Annotated in this window: 1 pseudogene; it reads left to right on the top strand. The window is 47.5% G+C overall.

Annotated features, from left to right (window positions below):
• Nucleotides 1-263: pseudogene (locus RTW80_RS29600) on the top strand (DNA-binding response regulator); the annotation flags it as partial.

Below are 263 nucleotides of genomic sequence, written 5' to 3'. Positions count from 1 at the left end.
CTTGAGCAGTATTATGGATTAATGAATCAGTATCGGGACATTCACTGGATATTCCTTGTCTCGCGTCCCCTTTATCCACTTGCAGTAGAGCTTCTTATGCGTCCGGAAAGCACGCTGCTTTCGGATATGGAACCGCTTGAAGGCGTTATTAACGCTATTCGCGCGGGCAGTGAACGTGCCGAGCGAATAAGCCAGACGTTATTAATACCGGAAACGTCCGATATTGAAGAAGAGAGTGAGCAAATGATTGCACTCACCCACTC

The sequence above is a fragment of the Escherichia sp. AM3 genome, assembly GCF_032029835.1.
GTDB classification, from domain to species: domain Bacteria; phylum Pseudomonadota; class Gammaproteobacteria; order Enterobacterales; family Enterobacteriaceae; genus Escherichia; species Escherichia coli.
This window is presented reverse-complemented; position numbering and strand designations above follow the sequence as displayed.